Raw genomic sequence first — 15,446 nt, 5'->3', positions numbered from 1 at the left:
GCGAAGGGGAGGAGGACATCAGCCTCCAGCGCCCCCGCTTTAGCTGCACTTGTTTCGCGCCCGCAAGCTGCTGGCTCAAATCGGCGCGTGTCCGATTGATAGGTTCGATCGTTCTCTATGTCAAACAAAACGTAGAATGGCGTGATATCGATAATTTCACATCATATGCTTGTTTAATTATGTTTCCGCGTCCGCTCTCGTTCGTGCTAGGGATCGACTGCCGCCGCGTTGCCGAAAGTCTCGAAGAGCCTCGTTCAGTGCCGCCCTCCCCCGACAAGCCAGCACCCCGCCTCGCCGAATTCATCGACAATCCCCTGGCTGCGGTCGGCAAGCTGGCGCGACAGTTCAACGAGGGCGATCGCGATAGCCTGCGCGGTGCGCTGGTCGATGCACTGCGCGACAATCTCGAGGAAGGTCGCCAGTCAGCCCGCGAGATTCTAGCCAAATCCCGCAACGGCCTCTCTTGTGCCAAGCGGCTCTCCAGCGTGATGGACAGCATCGTCGCCAGCCTGCATGTCGCGGCGACACGGCATTTCTACCCAGTCGAGAACCCGTCCGCCGGAGAGCGCATCGCCGTCGTCGCGGTCGGCGGCTATGGCCGCGGCACGCTGGCGCCGGGCTCGGATGTCGATCTGCTCTTCCTTTTCCCCGACAAGCAGACCGCCTGGGGCGAGAGCGTTGTCGAGGCGATGCTCTACCCGCTCTGGGACCTGAAGCTGAAGGTCGGCCATTCCGTGCGCTCGGTCGACGACTGCATCCGCGAGGGCCGGGCCGACATGACGATCCGCACCGCGCTGCTGGAGGCTCGCCTGATCTGTGGCGATGCGGCGCTGTTCGCCGATCTGCAGCGGCGCTACGGCGCCGAGATCGCCGAGGGCACGGCGCCGGCCTTCACCGAGGCCAAGCTCGCCGAGCGCGAGACCCGCGTTGCCCGCGCCGGCTCGTCGCGCTACCTGGTCGAGCCCAACGTCAAGGACGGCAAGGGCGGCCTGCGCGACCTCAACACGCTGTTCTGGATCGCCAAGTATTCCTATCGCGTCGACGATCCGGCCGAGCTGGTCGAGGCCGGGCTGTTCGATGCGCGCGAATTCGCGATGTTCCAGCGCTCGGAGGAATTCCTCTGGCGGGTGCGCTGCTGGATGCATTTCATCACGGGGCGAGCAGAGGAGCGGCTCTCCTTCGACCTGCAGCGCCAGGTCGCAGCCGCAATCGGCTATGCCGGCCGCAGCGGCCAGGCCCCGGTCGAGCGCTTCATGAAGGCCTATTTTCTCGTCGCCAAGGATGTCGGCGACCTCACCGCGATCGTCTGCGCCGCGCTGGAGGCGCGCCAGCAGAAGCCGCGCGCCAGCCTGACCAGCCTGATCGGCTCCTTCACCAAGCGCCGGCGCGTGCGCGCGCTCGGCCATCCCGACTTCACCCTGCGGGGCCAACGCCTCGCCGTGATCGACGACGACGCCTTCAAGCGCGACCCGGTCAATCTTCTGCGGCTCTACGAGATCGCCAGCCGTGACGACCTCGCCATCCATCCCGACACCAGCCGGCTGGTGACGCAGTCGCTGCGCCTCGTCACGCCGCAATTGCGGCAGGACCGCGAGGCGAACCGCATCTTCCTGGAGATCCTGACGGCGCGGCGCTCGCCCGAGCCGGTGCTGCGGCGGATGAACGAGTCCGGCCTGCTCGGCCGCTTCATCCCGGATTTCGGCCGCGTCGTCGCGATGATGCAGTTCAACATGTATCATCACTATACGGTCGACGAGCACCTGCTCCGCTCGATCGGCATCCTCGCCGAGATCGACGGCGGCAAGCTCGAAGCCGAGCACCCCCTGGCGAACTCGATCTTCGCGACCATCACCAACCGGCGCGCCCTCTATGTCGCGCTGTTCCTGCACGACATCGCCAAGGGCCGGCCGGAGGACCATTCGGTCGCCGGCGCCCGCATCGCCCGCAAGCTCTGCCCGCGGCTCGGCCTGACCGATGCCCAGACCGAGACGGTGGTCTGGCTGATCGAGAACCATCTGGTGATGTCCACGATCGCCCAGAGCCGCGACCTCGGCGACCCCAAGACGATCGAGAGCTTCGCGGGAATCGTGCAGACGCTGGAGCGGCTGAAGCTGCTGCTGGTGCTGACCGTCGCCGACATCAAGGCGGTCGGCCCCGGCGTCTGGAACGGCTGGAAGGGCCAGCTCTTGCGCACGCTCTACTACGAGACCGAGGTCGTGCTCGCCGGCGGCCATTCCGGCATCGAGCGCAAGGCCAGGGTCGAGCGCAAGCAGCAGGCGCTGGAGGCGCGCCTCGCCGATTGGACGGAAGAGGAGCGGGCCGCCTATCTCGCCCGGCATTATCCGGCCTACTGGCTCAAGGTCGAGCCCGAGCGGCAGGAGCAGCATGCCCGCTTCCTGCGCGAGGCGGAGGTTGCCGGCCGCACCACGGCGACGCGGGTCGAGACCGACCAGTTCCGCGGCGTGACCGAGCTCACCGTGCTGGCGCCCGACCATCCGCGCCTGCTTGCTATCGTCACCGGGGCCTGCGCGGCGGCTGGCGGCAACATCGTCGACGCACAGATCTTCACCACCACGGACGGGCTGGTGCTCGACACCATCTTCGTCTCGCGCGCCTTCGAGCGCGACGACGACGAGCTGCGCCGGGCCGAGCGCATCGCGGCGGCAATCGAGCGCGCGCTCAAGGGCGAGATCAAGATCGCCGACCTCGTCGCCCAGCGCCGCGCACCCCCGCCACGCGGCGGCACCTTCCAGGTCGCGCCCGAGGTCATCATCGACAACGTCCTGTCCTCGCGGCACACGGTGCTGGAGGTCTCCGGCCTCGACCGGCCCGGCCTGCTCTACGACCTCACCACCGCGATCGGGAAGCTCAACCTCAACATCGCCTCGGCCCATATCGCGACCTTCGGCGAGAAGGCGGTCGACGTGTTCTACGTCACCGACCTGACCGGGGCGAAGATCACTTCGACCGGCCGGCAGCTGGTGATCCGCCAGGCGTTGCTCGCGGTGTTCACTCTGGAGCTCGACAAGCAGGCCTCCGGCAAGGCCAAGGCCATGGCTCGTGCTTGATTTCGCCCGGCCGAAGCCCGATATCGGCGACGAAGCCAGTGCGGCTCACAGCCGGCGCTGCAACGATACATGACGCTCAACGATTGGGATGATGGAATGACGCAGAACCCTGCGAAGGACGATCCGAAGCCGGAAACCGAGAATCAGGACGCAACCGAGGCCAAGGCGAACGAGGCCCAGACGCCCGACCCGGCAGCCCTGATCGAAGCCGAGCGCGACGACCTCAAGGACAAGCTGCTGCGCACCCTCGCCGAAATGGAGAATCTGCGCCGTCGCACCGAGCGCGAGATCTCCGACGCCAAGGCCTATGCGGTGACGAGCTTCGCCCGCGACCTGCTCGGCTCGGCCGACAATCTGCGCCGCGCGCTTGAGAGCGTGCCGGAGACGAGCCAGGCCGCGACCGACAATGGCCTGAAAGCCTTGGTCGAGGGCGTCGAGCTGACCGAGCGCGAACTCCTGAAGACGCTCGAGCGTCACGGCGTGCGCAAGATCGATCCGCAAGGCGAGAAGTTCGACCCGAACCTGCACCAGGCGATGTTCGAGGCGCCTGACGCCGGCATCGCCAAGGGCCTCGTCTCGAAGGTTGTGCAGACCGGCTACAAGATCGGCGAGCGGGTGCTGCGCCCGGCACTGGTCGGCGTCTCCGCCGGCGCGCCGAAGCCTGCCGTCAACGGTTTGGAGAACCCGGCTGCCGATGCCGGCGACAAGCCGGCGAACTGACAGGTGCTCGAATCTGCGGGTGTCGTCGTCTTCGCCCTGACCGGGGCGCTGGTCGCCGCCCGCAAGCGGATGGATCCGTTCGGGTTCATCCTGCTCGCCACCGTCACCGGCGTCGGTGGCGGCACCTTGCGCGACCTCCTGCTCGACCGGCGCGTCTTCTGGATCGAGGCGCCGTCCGACGTTCTGCTCTGCTCAGCCGTCGCCCTGGCGGCCTGGGCGATTGCGTATTTCAAGCCCGGGACACTCGATGGCTGGGGCGCCAAGCGCCTGCTGATCTGGGCGGACGCGGCCGGCCTTGCGCTCTTCGCCGTGATCGGCGCGCAGAAGGGCCTGGCCGCCGGCGTCCCGATCCCCTCCGCAATCGCTTTCGGCGCGATGACCGCGACCTTCGGCGGCATCATCCGCGACATCCTCGCCGGTGACCGGCCGATGGTGCTTTGGAGCCGTGACTTCTACGTCACTGCTGCCGCCGCCGGCGCCGGCGCGACGGTCGGCCTTGCGCAAATGGGCTTTGCTCCGCTGCTGGTCATGCTGGGCGGGCTCGCTGCCGGCTTCGGCCTGCGGGCCGGCTCGCTCCTGTTCGGCTGGTCCTTCCCGAAACTGCCGGGCGACGATGCGCCCAAGCCTTCAGATTGAGGGCTTCGTCACACGCCGCAGGGTCAGGTTGATCCGCCCCGCCTGCGGCAGCAGGCTCGACGAGCCCGCAAGGATGCGGTCGACGCCATGAAAGGCGAGCCGCGCCTGCCCGCCGAAGGCGAGCGCATCGCCCGAGGCCAGCTTCAGCGAGACCGTCCTGCCGCCACGGCTGGTGCCGCCGATGCGGAAGACGGCGGTGTCGCCGAGCGAGAGCGACAGCACCGGCGCGTCGAACTCCTGTTCATCACGGTCCTGATGCAGGCCCATCTTCGCTGATGGCTCGTAGAAATTGACGAGACAGGCCTCGGGCTCGTGCGGATAGCCCGCGAGCTCCTGCCAGGCGCGCAGCAACCGGGCCGGGATCGGGGGCCAGGGCGCGTCGGTCTCGGGATGCAACGGCTGGTAGCGATAGCCGCGCTCATCCGAGACCCAGCCGAGCGCGCCGCAATTGGTCATTTTGACCGAGAATGGTTTTCCGGTCTTCGGCATGCGCGGCACATAGAATGGCGCCTGCCGCGCCGCCTCGCGCAGTTCGGCGACCAGCGCCGCCTGCTCGGCCGGATCGAGATAACCCGGCCAATGTGTCACGCCAGGCGCGACGGCGAGCGCGGTCATCAGAATTTGTCGAGGCCGAGCACGTCGGCCATCGAATAGAGCCCGGGCTTGCGGCCGCGGCCCCAGAGCGCCGCCTTGACCGCGCCCTGGGCGAACAGGCTGCGATCCTCGGCGACATGGGCGAGCTCGAGCCGCTCGCCGGCACCGGCGAAGATCACCTTGTGGTCGCCGACGACGGTGCCGCCGCGCAGGGCGGCAAAGCCGATCGTGCCAGGCTGGCGGGCGCCGACCTGGCCGTCGCGCACTGCGACGCGGGCTTCGGCGAGTTCGACGGCGCGGCCCTCCGCCGCCGCCTCGCCGAGCAGAACGGCCGTGCCCGAGGGCGCATCGACCTTCATGCGATGGTGCATCTCGACGATCTCGATGTCCCAGTCGGTGCCGAGCGTCGCCGCGACCTTGCGCACCAGCGCCGCCAGCAGGTTGACGCCGAGGCTCATATTGCCGGAGCGGATGATCGCGGCATGGCGCGAGGCAGCCTCCAGCTTCGCCAGATGCTGCGGCTCCATGCCGGTGGTGCCGGCGACATGGACGATGCGGGCCTGGGCAGCGAGGCCGGCGAAGGCGACGGTCGCCTCAGGCATGGTGAAGTCGAGCACGCCCTCGGCCTCGACGAAGGCGGCGAGCGCGTCGTCGCTGACCAGGACACCACTGGCGGGCAGGCCGGCCAGCACCGCCGCATCCTGGCCGAGCGCGGGTGAGCCCGGCCGCTCGATCGCGGCAGAGAGCATGCAGCCAGGCGTATCGTGGATCGCTTTCACCAGCGTACGGCCCATCCGCCCGGCGGCGCCGACGACGACGAGACGCATGTCGCTCATGGTTAAACGCTCCAGATAGCCAAGGCACGCCGACTACCGGCGCTAGACTTGCCTATAGGGCGCTTCGCCCGTCGCCGAAACGAAAAACGGCCGGGCAAAGCCCGGCCGTCCAGAATTCGGGTGTCGCCGCCGGCTTACTCGACCGGCTGGATCGCCGCGACCTTCCACTCGCCGCCGCGCGAGCGCACGAAGGTCCAGTGCTCGGTGACCTCGCGCGGGATCGTGGCATGGCCCTCGACCACCTTGCCGCCATTGCGCTCGATCATGGCGGTGAGCAGGCTGAAGCGCATCGCGACGGTGGCGTACTCATAGCCGTCCTCGCGCCAGGATTCGGCGAGGTCGCCCTGCAGCAGCTTGACCTCGGCGGCCTTCTCGATGAGGCCCTTGCGGGCGTTGTCGGCGAATTCTTCCTCGAGGGCGCCGGAGATCTCGGGCGTCGTGATCTGGCGCAGGCGCGCGATGTTCTCATCGGAGATCGCAGCCTGGACCTCGGTGAGCAGGCGCTCGAACGTGCCGTAGTCGGCGCCCTGCAGCTCGAACTCGACCGGCTTGGCGCCAGGCACCGCCGCAGCGCCACCGCCGAGACCGCCCATGGCGGGCGCGGCCGGCTGCGGCTGATAGGCCTCGCGACTCAGCGGCCCACCGGCGCTGGCGAGCTGCGGCTCGCTGCGGCGACGGAACAGGCGCAGCGCCAGCCAGATCAGTCCGCCGATCAGCGCGACCTGGAAGAGCAGGCCAAGGAAGCCGGCGATGCCGCCGAAACCGGCGCCCGAGAGCAGGCCGAACAGGCCGGCACCCAGCAAGCCGCCGGCAACGCCCATCATCAGGCTGCGCGCCATGGACGGGCGGGCCGCCTGCGCGGCGGCACCCGCCGCAGCGCCAGCGGCCGGAGCGGCAGCCGACGGGCCAGGGGCCTGCGTCGGGCTGCGCTGGAACGACGAGCCAGGCGCGGTCGGCGTCGGCGCGACCTGCGATTGGCTGCGCGAGCCGCGACTGCCCATGCTGCGGCCGCCCGGAGCGGCCTCGGCAATGATCGGCACCAGCAGAAGAGCGCCAGCGATGAGGGCGACTGCACGTCCACGACGGGCGAGCGAAATCAGTGACATGGTTCCTCCCGGAGCCGGGATCGGCTCACTGGACCCGAAATATGGTCGGGTCGTACGACTTTCGCAAGGTGGGCCTGAGCTGAACCTTCGACGGACAGGCCCCGATCATATTGGGTTGCCGGCTTCACTATGCTACCGTTGCCGCACCGTCACGCTGATCCAGCGAACGACAGGAGCGAGCCATGGTCCGATCCCCTCGGAGGCTACCGCGCTCTGGTGCAGCAACGCTGCTGTTGTCGGCGTTTTCTGCGACGATCCTGTTACTGTCGGCTTCCCCTGTCCGGGCGCAGGAGAAAGCCGTCGCGCTCGACAGGCCGCGCCTGGCACAGGCGCCCGAGCCTTATTGCTATTGCTGGAACGACGGCAAGAAGATCGCGGAAGGCAGCATGTCCTGCATCCGCACCACCATGGGGCGCCGCCTCGCCACCTGCGGACGCGTCACGAATCTGATGTCCTGGCAAGTGACGGAAAATTCCTGCCCGGAAAGCTGAGCGGCTTCATCGCCCGCCGCCGATCTGACGAGCCCCAAAGGAAAAGCGCCGCGGGGCCTCTCCCGCGACGCTCTCCAATTGGCTTATCGGTCTTTTCGACTCGAGACTGACTTCCTCGTCAGAACGCTCCGATCACGATCGCCAGAACCAGCGCGAAAGCTGCTCCCATGGCCAACCGGTCGAGACTTAGCGCGAGGTTCATGTGAACCCTCCTTGTCATTGACCTGACATGGAAGCTAGCAGAAACGGCGGCCGCCGCAAGTGGCTGCGTCGCCGCAGCGAGCGCCGCACCAGAGCAGCGTTCTTAATCAGTGGTTAAATCATTGAACTGCTTTGTGGATAGTCCCGGACAAGACCTTCCAGGCAGAAGCTTTTAGTATTGTGGAGTGCAGCATAAATCCTTTCCGCCACAATCAAGCCGAAGTTGTTGCAGTGCAATATTGTCCCATGCGGGACCAGAGCCCAGATCTCGCCTAGACATCGTCATGCCGGCATCAGGATCAGGCGCTCGAGCGCCCGCGCCACGGCGATGACGCGAGCATCGTCGCCGAAGCGGCCGACGAGCTGGAAGGAGACCGGCAGGCCACGCGGGCCTCGCATCAGCGGCACGGTCAGGCAGGGCGTGCCGAGCAGCGTCCAGAGCCGGTTGAACTTGGAATCGCCGGTCGAAGCGCGCGTCTCCGGCGCCTCGCCCGGCGCGGCATAGGTCAGGACAAGATCGACCTCACCGAACCAGCGCTCGGCCGCATGCCGGCCGCGCCGGGCAGTGCCACGGGCGACGTCATATTCGCCGGGCGTGGTGGCGCGGGCTTCGTCGAGATAGGCGCGCAGCTTCGGCGGCAGGTCTTCGCGATGATTGGCGTATTCCCAGGCGAGCGCCTGTGTCGCCTCCCAATTCTGCAGCGGGCCATGGGCATGGAAGGTCTCGGCGAGCTCGGCCGGCGTCGCGATGTCCAGCACAGTCGCACCGCCCTTGCGGGCGAAATCGGCGATCCGCTGCAGCGCCCCCTCGCAAGCCGGTTCAGGCCTGTCGATGAATTCCTGCCGGCAGAGGCCGAGCCTGAGCCCATCGAGCGTAGTTTCGGGCGCGTCGAGATCGGGCCTGCCGGTCAGCACAGCCAGCGCGAAACCGAGATCGTCGGCGCTGGCGGCCATCAGGCCGAGCGTGTCGAGCGACCAGGAGAAGGGCTTCACGCCGACCGTAGGCAGCAGCCCGTAGGACGGCTTGATCGCAGCGACCCCACAATAGGCGGCCGGGCGGATCACCGAGCCGCCGGTCTGGGTACCGATCGCAAGCGGGATCAGGCTGGCGGCGACTGCCGCGGCCGAACCGGCCGAGGAGCCGCCGGGGCTGGCCGAGGGATCATGCGGATTGCGGGTCGGGGCGGGATCGAGGAAGGCGAAGGCCGTGGTCTGCGTCTTGCCGGCCACGGTCGCACCGGCTGCCTTGAGCGCCATCACGATCGGCGCATCGGCCCTGGGCTGGTTGCCGTCATAGATCGCAGCGCCCATGCCGGTCGGCAGATCGGCGGTGTCGATGATGTCCTTGACCCCGACGGCGATGCCGGCCAGCGGCCCCTCGCCGACCTTCAGGCTTTCAGGGCGGGCTGCAAAGGCGCGCAGGTCGCCGTCGCGCTCGTCGATTCGCCGCTCGCTGTCGGCAAGGGCAGCCTGGGCGGAAATGGCGCCACTGGCGACGCGGCGAGCGATATCGCGAACCGAAAGCATGGATCTGTTCCTGGAATCCCGCGGCGGGGCCGCCGATGCGGCCATGCTGGCACAGGCCAAGCGCCGAATGGAAGCCGGGAACGCCCCCCGCAAACGGGGTATGCAGCCGGTGCGCCGCCGAAAGGCGCGGCTCAGTAGGTCGCGCGGCCGCCAGAGAGATCGAAGATGCCGCCGGTCGAGAAGGAGCAGTCGTCGCTGGAGAGCCAGAGCACCAGCCGCGCCACCTCCGCCACCTCGGCGAAGCGCCCCATCGGGATGCGCGACATGATGTCGGCGCGCCGCTCGGCCGAAATCTCCTTCGCCATGGCGGTCTCGGCGGCCGCCGGCGTCACCGCCGTGACGATGATGCCCTCCTTGGCCGTCTCCTTGGCGACGCTCTTGGTGAGCGCGATCAAACCCGCCTTCGAGGCGGAATAGGCGGCGGCCATCGCCATGCCCTCCTTGCCCTGGATCGAGGCGATGTTGACGACATGACCGCGCAGCGGATGGCAATCCGGCGAGCGCCGGGGCTCCTGTCGCAGCATCCGGCCGACGATGGCCCGCGTCACCAGATAGGCAGCGAACAGATTGACCTGCAGCACGCGCTGGAAGTTGTCTGGCGTCGTCTCCCAGATCGGTTTGACTTCGCCGAGCACGCCGGCATTGTTGATGAGGATATCGATGCGGCCACGGGTGGAGACAGCAGCATCGGCCGCTGCCTCGACCGCGTTGACGTCGCGAATGTCGATCTGACGCTGGCTCGCCCGGCGCCCCAGTTCGGAGACGGCCTGTGACAGGCTGTCCGCATCCTGGTCCCAGAGGGTGACGCTGGCGCCGGCCTCGATCAGCGCGTGAGCGATGCCGCGGCCGAGCCCGCCTGCACCGCCGGTGACGATCGCATGACGCCCGGAAAGATCATAGCGCGCGCTCATCAGCCGGCGCTCCAGGCGGTCTTTGCCCGGGTGATCTGATGGCGGTAGAGGCCGAGCGAGAACGGCCCCTCGCCGCCGAGCGCCTGCAACTCCTCAGCCGACAGCGACTCGCGCGCCAGCGCGATGAATTCGGCCTCGTCGCCCCAACCCTCGAGCAGCAGCACCGAGCGCGGCACGGCATTGGCGACGCCGCGAGCCTTCTGCTCGGCGGTGGCAACGCCGCTCGCCTGGGCGTCCGCGGTCAGCAGATGGACACCTGCCACCCCACGCGTCGCGAGCAGATCCGGCACCAGCCCGCGCAGCAGGGCCGCCTTGTGAGCCGAGGCGATGTTGTCAGGCACGTCATAGCGCAAGGTTGCGATCAGCCCGCCCTGGGCCGGACCGCTGGTGTGGGACACCCGGCAGATCGCGCGCGCCACCGAGCGGAAATGCTTCACCGCCGAGAAGGTCCACGGCGTCGGCGCGTTGACCCTGGCCGTATAGTCCTGCCCCTTCAGCACCTCGACGGTCTGCGCCTCGTACAGATTGAAGAACTCGAGATCGGCGTCGATCGCGACATAGCGGCGCCCGCGCAGGAAGCCGGGGATGCCGACCCGCTCCGGCATATGCTCCTCGCCATGCCAGGCATAGAACTCCGCCCTGCCTTCCGGCGCGATGTCGTGCCAGATCGCGACCGCTCCCTCACCTGCCAGGCTCATCGTCCCCTCCACCGGGCTCGTCCTGCGGGGCGCGTTGACTCGGCCTCGCCTCGTCTCTATACGAAAATGAAATCCAAATTGGAAATGATTTCCAATTCTATTCGAGAGATGGGCGGGAACGGGTGACGATCGCGGCGGTCGAGCGTGCATTCAAGCTGCTGGAGGCGCTGGCCGACGAAGCCGACGGCGCCGACCTGACCGTGCTTGCCGAGCGGCTCGACCTGCCAGTCAGCGCCACGCACCGATTGCTCGCCACCCTCGCCGAGCGCGGATTCGTCACGCAGGACCCGCAATCGGGCGCCTATGGGTTGACCCTGAAACTGTCGCAGCTCGCCTTCCGCAATCTCGACCTGCGCGGCCTGCCCGATGCCGGCCAGATCGTGCTCGACGGGCTCGCCCGCGCCACCCGCGAATATTGCCGTCTCGCCGTGGTCGAGGGCGAGAGCCTGACCTGGATCGCCCGCGCGCAGGGCGCGACCGCCGGCCTGCGCTACGAGCCGCCGATGGGGATGGGCATCGTCCTGCACGCCACCGCGACCGGCAAGGCCTGGCTCGCTTCCCTGCCGGAAGCGGACGCATTGCGCATCGTCTGTGCCCGCGGCTTCGGCGGCGAGGGGCGCACCGGCCCGAACGCGCTCGGCGATGTCGATGCCTTGAGGCAGCATCTCGGCGAGACCCGCAGCCGCGGCTACGCACTGGCGGTCGAAGAGGGTGAGATCGGCACCGTCGCGATGGCGACGACCTTCCGCGCCGGGCCCGATGCCGGCGCTCCGGTCGCCGGCACGCTCAGCGTCGCCGGCCCCTTGCCACGCATGCAGGAGGCGCGCCGAAGCGAGATCGCAGCGGCGCTCGCCACAGCCGCGCGGGAGATGGCAGCGATCTGGCCACTCCGGCGGCGACAGATCGGCGCCCTCCCCGCGGTTTCGACAGAGACAGCCATACGGTTGGCGCCGACAGAGACATCAGCATGAGCAGCGACAGCGCAACCAGCCCGGCCAAGCAACTGGCCCCCAGCAAGGTCGCCGCCTGGGCCTCGGCGATCGCCTGGCCGCTGGCGAGCTTCGCCGTGCTGCTGGTCGCCTGGCAGCTCCTGGTGCCGATGGCCGGCATCCCCGAATACATCCTGCCGGTGCCGAGCGCCTTTTTCGAGCGGCTCTGGATCGACCGCGTCGACATCTTCCGGCACACGCTGGTGACCGCCAACGAGATCGTGCTCGGCTTCCTCATGGCGGCGGTGATCTCGATCCCGCTCGGCTATGTCATCGTCTCGGTGAAGCTGCTGGAGAAGGCGGTCTATCCGGTGATCGTCTTCTTCCAGCTCGTGCCGAAGATCGCGATTGCGCCACTCTTCGTCGTCTGGTTCGGCTTCGGCCTGTTCCCGAAGGTGCTGCTGACCTTCCTGCTCTGCTTCTTCCCGACGCTGGTCGCGAGCATGACGGGCTTCCGGGCGCTGGACGAGCGGGTGCTCTATCTGACCCGTTCGATGGGCGCCTCTGCCTGGCAGACCTTCCGCTATGTCCGGGTGCCGGCGGCGCTGACCTATATCTTCTCCGGCCTCAAGGTCTCGGCCGTGTTCGCGGCGACGGGTGCAATCGTCGGAGAGTTCGTCGGCGCCAATGCCGGCCTCGGCTATCTCCTGCTGCGCGGCACAAGCTTCCTCGACATGCCGCTGATCTTTGCCTGCCTGGTGGCGCTGTCGGCCGTCGGCATCCTGTTCAGCTACCTCGTCGACGGGCTCGAAGTGCTCCTGATGCCCTGGCAGCGCAAGGGCTGAGCCTACGACATCGACCATCAATCCGGGCCAACCGGAACCACAGGGAGAACGACCATGCTGAGACGGACATTGCTCACCGCCGCCGCCATGCTGGCGCTCGGCACATCAGGCGCGCTCGCCCAGGCCGGCGGCAAGCCGATGAAGATCACGCTGAACTTCCTCGCCGCGGCGCCCAATGCCGGCTTCATGATGGCCAAGCAAATGGGCCTCTATGAGAAGGCCGGGATCAACCTGACGATCGAGGAAGGCAAGGGCTCGGGCACCACCGCGCAGATGGTCGCGACGGGCCAGACCGATGTCGGCTTCGCAGATGCACCGGCCGCCATGCAATTGCGGACCAAGGGCGCGCCGGTGAAGATCGTCGCGCCCGTGCTCCAGACCAACGGCTTCGCGATCATCGCGTTGGAGGACAGTGGCATCGCCTCGCCCAAGGACCTCGTCGGCAAGAAGCTCGCGGTCCAGCCCGGCACGGCGCAGACGACGCTGCTCGACGCCATCCTTGCCAGCAACGGCATCGACAAGGGCAAGGTCGACGTCATCAACATCGACCCCGGTGCCTTCGTCGGCGCGCTGCTGGAAAAGAAGGTCGACGCCATCCTGGGCGGCGCAGACTTCCACTCGGTCCAGATCCGCGAGCGCGGCTTCAAGGTCCGCGACATCTTCTATCGCGATGTCGGCGTGCCGACCGTGGGCTTGTCGATCATCGCCCGCGACGACAAGATCAAGGCCGATGCCGAGCTCTACAAGAAGTTCATCGAGGCGAGCCTGCAGGGTTGGGACGCGGCCCGCAAGAATCCGGATGCCGCCGCCGACGCGGTGGTCGCACAGTTCCCCTCGGTCAAGAAGGCGCAGGTGCTGGCGCAGTTCGACGTCGTCAACAAGCTGCTCTGCGCCCCCGGCGCGACCTCGCTCGGTAAGGTGCCGGAGAAGAACTGGAGCGTGAGCTTCGACCTGCTGACGCAGTATCTCGGCCTGCCCAAGGACAAGCCGATCAGCGACTACTACACGACCGAGCTGCTGCCGGCCTCGGCACCGGCCTGCTCGTGACCGCGGCAACCGCCAGCGCCGCCTCGATACAGGGGCACGGCATCGTCAAGACCTTCGGCGGCTTCACCGCCGTCGACGGTCTGACGCTCGACATCAGGAGCGGCGAGTTCGTCAGCCTGATCGGCCCCTCCGGCTGCGGCAAGAGCACATTCATGCTGATGGCGGCCGGGCTGATCCCGACCAGTGGCGGCGAGCTTCTGGTCAACGGCAAACCGCTGACGGAGCCGCTCACCGATATCGGCATCGTCTTCCAGGACCATCTGCTGCTGGAATTCCGCACGGCACTCGAAAACGTCATGCTGCAGGCGGAGATTCGCGGCCTGCCGCTGGCGCCGGCCAAGGAACGGGCGCTCGAACTCTTCGCCAAGCTCGGCATCAGCCATGCCGCCGACCGCTATCCCAAGCAGCTCTCCGGCGGCATGCGCCAGCGCGTCTCGATCGCCCGCGCGCTGATCCACAACCCCTCCGTGCTCATGATGGACGAGCCCTTCGGCGCGCTCGACGCGATCACGCGCACGCAGATCCGGCACGATCTCGAAATGCTCTGGCTGGAGACGGCCAAGACGGTCGTCTTCATCACCCACTCGATCGAGGAGGCGATCGGCCTCTCCGACCGGGTTCTGGTAATGTCGCCGACGCCTGGCCGGGTCGTCGACGAGATCAAGATCGAGTTGCCGCGGCCGCGACCGGCCCATCTCGGCGACTATCCGAGCTTCAACACCTATGCCGATCGCATCCATGATGCGTTCCGGCGGTTCGGGGTGATCAAGTATTGAAGGGCGTCATTCTCGGGCGAAGCGCAGCGCAGACCCGAGAATCTCGTGACGAGAAGGCTCTATCGGAGCCCCCTCCCGGCCTGAGATGCTCGGGGCAAGCCCGAGCATGACGCGCGTTCCCCCTCAGCCCGGACGCTTCGGGATCTCCAGCCCGCGCTGCACGGCCGGACGCGCGAGGCCGCGTTCCAGCCATTTCGGCACCAGCTTGAGCTTGTCGTATTCGACCAGCTCACCGGCGCCATAGAAGCCGACGAGATTGCGGACCCAGCCGAGCGTCGCAATGTCGGCGATGGTGTACTCGTCGCCCATCAGCCAGTCGCGGCCGGCGAGCCTTGTCTCGAGCACGCCGAGCAGGCGCTTGCTCTCATTGGCGTAGCGGTCGCGCGGGCGCTTGTCCTCGTATTCGCGGCCGGCGAACTTATGGAAGAAGCCGAGCTGGCCGAACATCGGGCCGATCGCCGCCATCTGGAAGAAGACCCATTGCAGGGTCTCGTAGCGGCGGGCCGGGTCGGTGGGCAGGAACTTGCCGGCCTTGTCGGCGAGGTAGACCAGGATCGCGCCGGACTCGAACAGGCCGAGCGGCTTACCGCCGGGACCGTCGGGATCGATGATCGCCGGAATCTTGCCGTTCGGGTTGAGCGCGAGATATTCCGGGATCCAGGTCTCGTTCTTGCCGATGTCGATCAAGTGCGGCTCATAGGGGATGCCGGTCTCCTCCAGCATGATCGAGACCTTCACGCCGTTGGGCGTCGGCAACGAGTAGAGCTGCAGCCGGTCGGGATGCTGGGCCGGCCAGCGTTGCGTGATCGCGAAAGCGGAGAGATCGGACATCGAGAAACTTCCTCGGATGGCGGGCGAGGCGCCGGCCTTGCCTGGCGCGCCCTGTCGGCGGGACGCCGATGGCGCGAGGCCATGACGTTGCGGCGTAACTTGGAGTGGCGATCCGAAGGGCGCAACCGCTTGGACCTTGCAGTGTCGCCGAGCCGTCAAAGCAAATCCGAAATGTGAAGGTTAAGATCGGCACCGGCTCGCCGAGCTGCGTTAACCCCCACTTAACGCCA

Annotated in this window: 15 protein-coding genes; 8 read left to right on the top strand and 7 right to left on the bottom strand. The window is 67.6% G+C overall.

Annotated features, from left to right (window positions below; translation table 11 throughout):
• Positions 1–302: 302 nt before the first annotated feature.
• From BMZ21_RS11410 to BMZ21_RS11400, 3 genes are all read left to right on the top strand, one after another.
• Positions 303–3,068 (top strand): [protein-PII] uridylyltransferase, encoded by a 2,766-nt coding sequence (locus BMZ21_RS11410; RefSeq protein ID WP_425285436.1) that lies wholly within the window; start codon positions 303–305, stop codon positions 3,066–3,068.
• Between the two features lie 96 nt (positions 3,069–3,164).
• Positions 3,165–3,788 (top strand): nucleotide exchange factor GrpE, encoded by a 624-nt coding sequence (gene grpE / locus BMZ21_RS11405; protein WP_091834350.1) that lies wholly within the window; start codon positions 3,165–3,167, stop codon positions 3,786–3,788.
• 3 nt (positions 3,789–3,791) lie between these two features.
• Positions 3,792–4,424, top strand: coding sequence for a trimeric intracellular cation channel family protein (locus tag BMZ21_RS11400; RefSeq protein WP_091833568.1), 633 nt, complete (start codon positions 3,792–3,794; stop codon positions 4,422–4,424).
• Here the strand turns inward: BMZ21_RS11400 and BMZ21_RS11395 are convergent.
• The 3 genes from BMZ21_RS11395 to BMZ21_RS11385 all read right to left on the bottom strand — a co-directional run bounded on the left by BMZ21_RS11395 (position 4,416) and on the right by BMZ21_RS11385 (position 6,960).
• The gene (locus BMZ21_RS11395; protein WP_208862263.1) at positions 4,416–5,039 is read right to left on the bottom strand and encodes an alpha-ketoglutarate-dependent dioxygenase AlkB family protein; all 624 of its coding nucleotides are present in this window, start codon (positions 5,037–5,039) and stop codon (positions 4,416–4,418) included. The two genes, BMZ21_RS11400 and BMZ21_RS11395, sit on opposite strands and share 9 nt — an antisense overlap.
• Positions 5,039–5,845 (bottom strand): 4-hydroxy-tetrahydrodipicolinate reductase, encoded by an 807-nt coding sequence (gene dapB / locus BMZ21_RS11390; RefSeq protein ID WP_091834348.1) that lies wholly within the window; start codon positions 5,843–5,845, stop codon positions 5,039–5,041. The genes BMZ21_RS11395 and dapB overlap by 1 nt, the downstream gene beginning before the upstream one ends.
• A 143-nt stretch (positions 5,846–5,988) precedes the next feature.
• The gene (locus BMZ21_RS11385) at positions 5,989–6,960 is read right to left on the bottom strand and encodes a TIM44-like domain-containing protein (RefSeq protein WP_091833562.1); all 972 of its coding nucleotides are present in this window, start codon (positions 6,958–6,960) and stop codon (positions 5,989–5,991) included.
• A 233-nt stretch (positions 6,961–7,193) separates the two neighbouring features.
• Between BMZ21_RS11385 and BMZ21_RS29910 the strand changes: the two genes are divergently transcribed.
• Entirely contained in the window at positions 7,194–7,451 is a 258-nt protein-coding gene (locus BMZ21_RS29910; protein WP_143079690.1) for a hypothetical protein, read from the top strand.
• Between the two features lie 483 nt (positions 7,452–7,934).
• Here BMZ21_RS29910 and BMZ21_RS11375 read toward each other — a convergent pair whose 3' ends face one another.
• The 3 genes from BMZ21_RS11375 to BMZ21_RS11365 all read right to left on the bottom strand — a co-directional run bounded on the left by BMZ21_RS11375 (position 7,935) and on the right by BMZ21_RS11365 (position 10,788).
• On the bottom strand, positions 7,935–9,179 hold the full coding sequence (locus BMZ21_RS11375) for an amidase (RefSeq protein ID WP_091833556.1): 1,245 nt from the start codon (positions 9,177–9,179) through the stop codon (positions 7,935–7,937).
• A 131-nt stretch (positions 9,180–9,310) separates the two neighbouring features.
• Positions 9,311–10,090: an SDR family NAD(P)-dependent oxidoreductase gene (locus BMZ21_RS11370; protein ID WP_091833553.1), complete on the bottom strand. Its 780-nt coding sequence runs from the start codon at positions 10,088–10,090 to the stop codon at positions 9,311–9,313.
• Positions 10,090–10,788, bottom strand: a complete 699-nt coding sequence (locus tag BMZ21_RS11365; protein WP_091833550.1) for a hypothetical protein — start codon at positions 10,786–10,788, stop codon at positions 10,090–10,092. The genes BMZ21_RS11370 and BMZ21_RS11365 overlap by 1 nt, the downstream gene beginning before the upstream one ends.
• Positions 10,789–10,910: 122 nt before the next feature.
• Here BMZ21_RS11365 and BMZ21_RS11360 point away from each other — a divergent pair, with 122 nt between their 5' ends.
• Genes BMZ21_RS11360 through BMZ21_RS11345 form a run of 4 tightly spaced genes read left to right on the top strand, consistent with a single transcriptional unit; the run spans position 10,911 to position 14,385 of the window.
• Positions 10,911–11,759, top strand: coding sequence for an IclR family transcriptional regulator (locus BMZ21_RS11360; protein WP_091833547.1), 849 nt, complete (start codon positions 10,911–10,913; stop codon positions 11,757–11,759).
• Positions 11,756–12,562 (top strand): ABC transporter permease, encoded by an 807-nt coding sequence (locus tag BMZ21_RS11355; protein ID WP_091833544.1) that lies wholly within the window; start codon positions 11,756–11,758, stop codon positions 12,560–12,562. The genes BMZ21_RS11360 and BMZ21_RS11355 overlap by 4 nt, the downstream gene beginning before the upstream one ends.
• A gap of 54 nt (positions 12,563–12,616) precedes the next feature.
• Positions 12,617–13,609, top strand: a complete 993-nt coding sequence (locus BMZ21_RS11350) for an ABC transporter substrate-binding protein (protein ID WP_091833541.1) — start codon at positions 12,617–12,619, stop codon at positions 13,607–13,609.
• On the top strand, positions 13,606–14,385 hold the full coding sequence (locus tag BMZ21_RS11345) for an ABC transporter ATP-binding protein (RefSeq protein WP_244543805.1): 780 nt from the start codon (positions 13,606–13,608) through the stop codon (positions 14,383–14,385). Before BMZ21_RS11350 ends, BMZ21_RS11345 begins: the two co-directional genes overlap by 4 nt.
• 123 nt (positions 14,386–14,508) lie before the next feature.
• Here the strand turns inward: BMZ21_RS11345 and BMZ21_RS11340 are convergent, their stop codons facing one another.
• Positions 14,509–15,216 (bottom strand): glutathione S-transferase N-terminal domain-containing protein, encoded by a 708-nt coding sequence (locus BMZ21_RS11340; protein WP_091833534.1) that lies wholly within the window; start codon positions 15,214–15,216, stop codon positions 14,509–14,511.
• Positions 15,217–15,446 lie beyond the last annotated feature (230 nt).

The sequence above is a fragment of the Allobosea lupini genome (assembly GCF_900109525.1).
In the GTDB taxonomy this organism is placed as follows: Bacteria; Pseudomonadota; Alphaproteobacteria; order Rhizobiales; family Beijerinckiaceae; genus Allobosea; species Allobosea lupini.
The sequence above is the reverse complement of the archived record's forward strand: the minus strand, read 5'-3'. Positions and strand labels throughout refer to the sequence as shown.